Annotated in this window: 2 protein-coding genes; one reads left to right on the top strand and one right to left on the bottom strand. The window is 68.1% G+C overall.

Annotated elements, in window-relative coordinates:
* Positions 1-220 precede the first annotated feature (220 nt).
* Positions 221-982, bottom strand: a complete 762-nt coding sequence (locus AB0M20_RS33885) for a DeoR/GlpR family DNA-binding transcription regulator (RefSeq protein ID WP_364304421.1) — start codon at positions 980-982, stop codon at positions 221-223.
* A gap of 265 nt (positions 983-1,247) precedes the next feature.
* Between AB0M20_RS33885 and AB0M20_RS33880 the strand changes: the two genes are divergently transcribed.
* On the top strand, positions 1,248-3,308 hold the full coding sequence (locus tag AB0M20_RS33880; RefSeq protein WP_364304419.1) for an EAL domain-containing protein: 2,061 nt from the start codon (positions 1,248-1,250) through the stop codon (positions 3,306-3,308).
* The last annotated feature ends 6 nt before the right edge of the window (positions 3,309-3,314 follow it).

Raw genomic sequence — 3,314 nt, 5'->3', positions numbered from 1 at the left:
CCATCAGCGCGGTGATGGTGTTGTCGCCGCCCTCGGTTCCCCCGCCGCCGGTCGAACCGGCACCGGAACAACCGGAGAGCACGAGTGCGCCGGCGGTGGCGCCGGCCAGCACGAACGACAGTTTCCTACGTGGTTTCTGCACGGCAGATCCTCCGTTTTAAGAATGCACGATTCAGCCGGCCCTTTGGACTTTCTGCCGGCGCGGTGATGCGTGTTGCTTTCAGACGCGGATCACTTGTGGCCCGAGTCGTGAATAGCGATGCGCCTCGGATGCCGGGAGGCCGGTGTCCGTGACCAGTGACTCAAAATCGGATATCTCGGCGAATCGACAGAACGTGCGTACGCCGAACTTGGTGTGAATGCCGGTGAAGATGCGCCGGCGCGCCGCGCGTACGGCTTGCGCCTTCACGTCGGCCACCGCGGGGTCGGGCGTCGTGAGACCCACCTCGCGGGAGATTCCGTTGGCCCCGACGAACGCGAGGTCGAGGACGAAGCCGGCCAGCATGGTGCTGGCCCAGTGGTCGACCGTGGCCAGGGTGCGGCCCCGGACCCGGCCGCCGAGCAGCAGAACCGTGACCGGCGAGTTGGTGGACAGCCACGCCGCCGTGTTCAGCGAGGCGGTGACCACGGTGAGCGGACGGTCGGTGGGCAACGCCTCGGCGATCAGCTGCGGCGTGAACCCCTCGTCGATGAAGATGGTTTCGGCATCACCGATCAGACCGACCGCGGCCGCGGCGATGCGCCTTTTCTCCGGCACGCCGCGCGTGGTGCGCATTGCGAGATCGGTTTCGAATTTCGCTGTCTCCACCGGGTACGCACCGCCGTGCGTACGCCGGAGTAGTCCGTGCTTTTCGAGCAATCGCAGATCTCGGCGGATGGTCTCGGCCGAAACGGTCAGCTCGGCGGACAGTTTGGCGACATCGACCTCACCTTGCCGCCGCGCCAGAGCGACGATCTGGTGCTGCCGCTCGTCCGCATTCAATCCGCACCTCCGGGCTTCACGTGCCGTGGACCATTCTTAACATCGGCGAAACGTGTGGCCCCGGTCACAGCCTAAGAGACTTTGTTGGTTCATTGACCGTTTTCCGCCAACACGGATACGCGGTAAATCATCCCACCGGGGCACGAAACCGGATCAAGGTAATGCCCGTTTGCCCGGCATCGGTGCCCGAGTCGTGCCCGGGCGTGTGAGAGCGGGCGGACCCGGAACCACTCAGGTTCGGCGTTCGCCCGCCGACCGTTCGACTGTGGCGCTCGCAACGCAGCAACTGACGGAGTTCCTCTCCGTGGTCGCCGACCGGCCTTCGGGACCGGCCGCGCACCATGCCGCCGTGAAGTGCGCGGCCCTCGCTCTCGAGGCGGAGGTCGCCGTCCTCATGGTCGGTGGAGTGGTGACGGCCACCGTCGGCGTGCCCGCCGAGCGGCTGCCCGCGCACCGGCTCGCCGAGATCGCGGCCGGCCGGGCCGGCACGATGGAGCTGGACGGCCGGATGCACTCGGTCACCCACGCCGAGATCGGCGGCGATTCCGACGGGCTGCTGGTGCTCGCCCGGCGCGGGCCGTCCTTCAGCGCCGAGGAGGTCTGCCTGCTGCGCGGCATGGCCCGGGTGCTGGAGCTGAGCCTGCAGGCGCTCGAGGTGATCGAGTCGGAGCGTCGCCACGCGGACTCGATGCACGAGCGGGAGCGACTGTTCGAGCTTCTGTCGATGATCCAGCGGGCGATCGCCCGCCGGGCGCCGCTGCAGGAGATCCTGGGCACCGTCACGGCGGGCGCCGCCGACCTGCTGAGGGCCGACGTCGCCTTCCTGAACCTCTTGGAGGCCGACGACCCGTCGGTGGTCACGGTGGTCGCGGGAGTGAATCTCGGTGCCGGATTCTCCGCGGCCAGCAGCGACGCAGCGCAACGGATTCCACTGCCCTCGGCCGGTGTGTCCGGCCTGGCCATCATGGGCGACGAACTGGTCGCCGTGGAGAACTACGACGACTCCCCGATCGCCCACCCGGACGGCGCCCGGCTGGGCATGAAGGCCGTCATGGCGGCACCGGTGCACGAGAACGGTCAGGTGGTCGGCGCCCTGGCGGTGGCGTCGTACTCCGGGGCCCGCGTCTGGGACGAGCCGTCGCGGGACGCGCTGAAGGCCTTCGCCGAGCACATCAGCCTGGCTCTCACCGACGCCCGGACGCTCGAGGCGATGAACCAGGCGTTCCACGACTCACTGACCGGTCTGGCCAGTCGCGCGCTCTTCACGACCCGCATGGAACGCGCGTTCGCCGGCGCCCCGCACGGCGTCGCCGCCCTCTTCGTGGACCTCGACCGGTTCAAGGTGGTCAACGACTCGCTGGGCCACGCGTCCGGTGACCTGCTGTTGCAGGGCGTCGCCGAGCGGATCCAGCGCTGCCTGCGCAAGGGCGACACCGCGGCCCGGCTCGGCGGCGACGAGTTCGCGGTGCTGCTGCCCTCGGCCGGCGGCGTCGAAGAGGTCGTGCCGGTGGCCCGGCGCATCCTCGAGGCCATCCGTGAGCCGTTCGACCTGGGCGGCAAGGAGACCTACGTCAGCTCGAGCATCGGCATCGCGTTCACCGAGACCGGTGGGCACGACGCCGAGGAGCTGATGGTCCGCGCCGACCTGGCGATGTACCAGGCGAAGAAGCAGGGCAAGGACCGCTACGAGATCTTCGAGCCGGCCATGCAGGACGAGTTCCAGGCCGCGCTGCGGATGGAGGCGGACCTGCGCCGGGCCATCGTGCGGCACGAGTTCCAGCTCCGCTACCAGCCCATCGTGCGCCTGCGCACGCAGGAGATCACCGGGCTCGAGGCGCTGGTCCGCTGGGAGCACCCCGACCGGGGCACGATCCCGCCGCTCGACTTCATCCCGCTCGCCGAGGAGACCGGCATGATCGTGCCGATCGGCGAATGGGTGCTGCGCGAGGCCTGCCGGCAGGCGGCCCGCTGGAACGAGCTCAGGGACCGGCCGCTGACGGTCAGCGTCAACCTCTCCGCCGTCCAGCTCGACCAGGGCAACCTGCCCACGCTGGTGTCGGCCGTGTTGGCGGACAGCGGGCTGGCCGCCGAGCTGCTGGTCATCGAGCTGACCGAGAGCCTGCTGGTGGATCACCGCTCCAGCACCCTGCACCAGCTCGAGCAGGTCAAGAAGCTCGGGGTACGCCTGGCGATCGACGATTTCGGCACCGGTTACTCGTCGCTGGCCTATCTACGCCGCTTCCCGATCGACATCATCAAGATCGACAAGTCGTTCGTCGACGACGTCTCCAAAACTTATTACATAATCAAAATTACATTTCTTTAGTTAATT

Source organism: Actinoplanes sp. NPDC051633, assembly GCF_040681735.1.
GTDB lineage: Bacteria > Actinomycetota > Actinomycetes > Mycobacteriales > Micromonosporaceae > Actinoplanes.
This window is presented reverse-complemented; position numbering and strand designations above follow the sequence as displayed.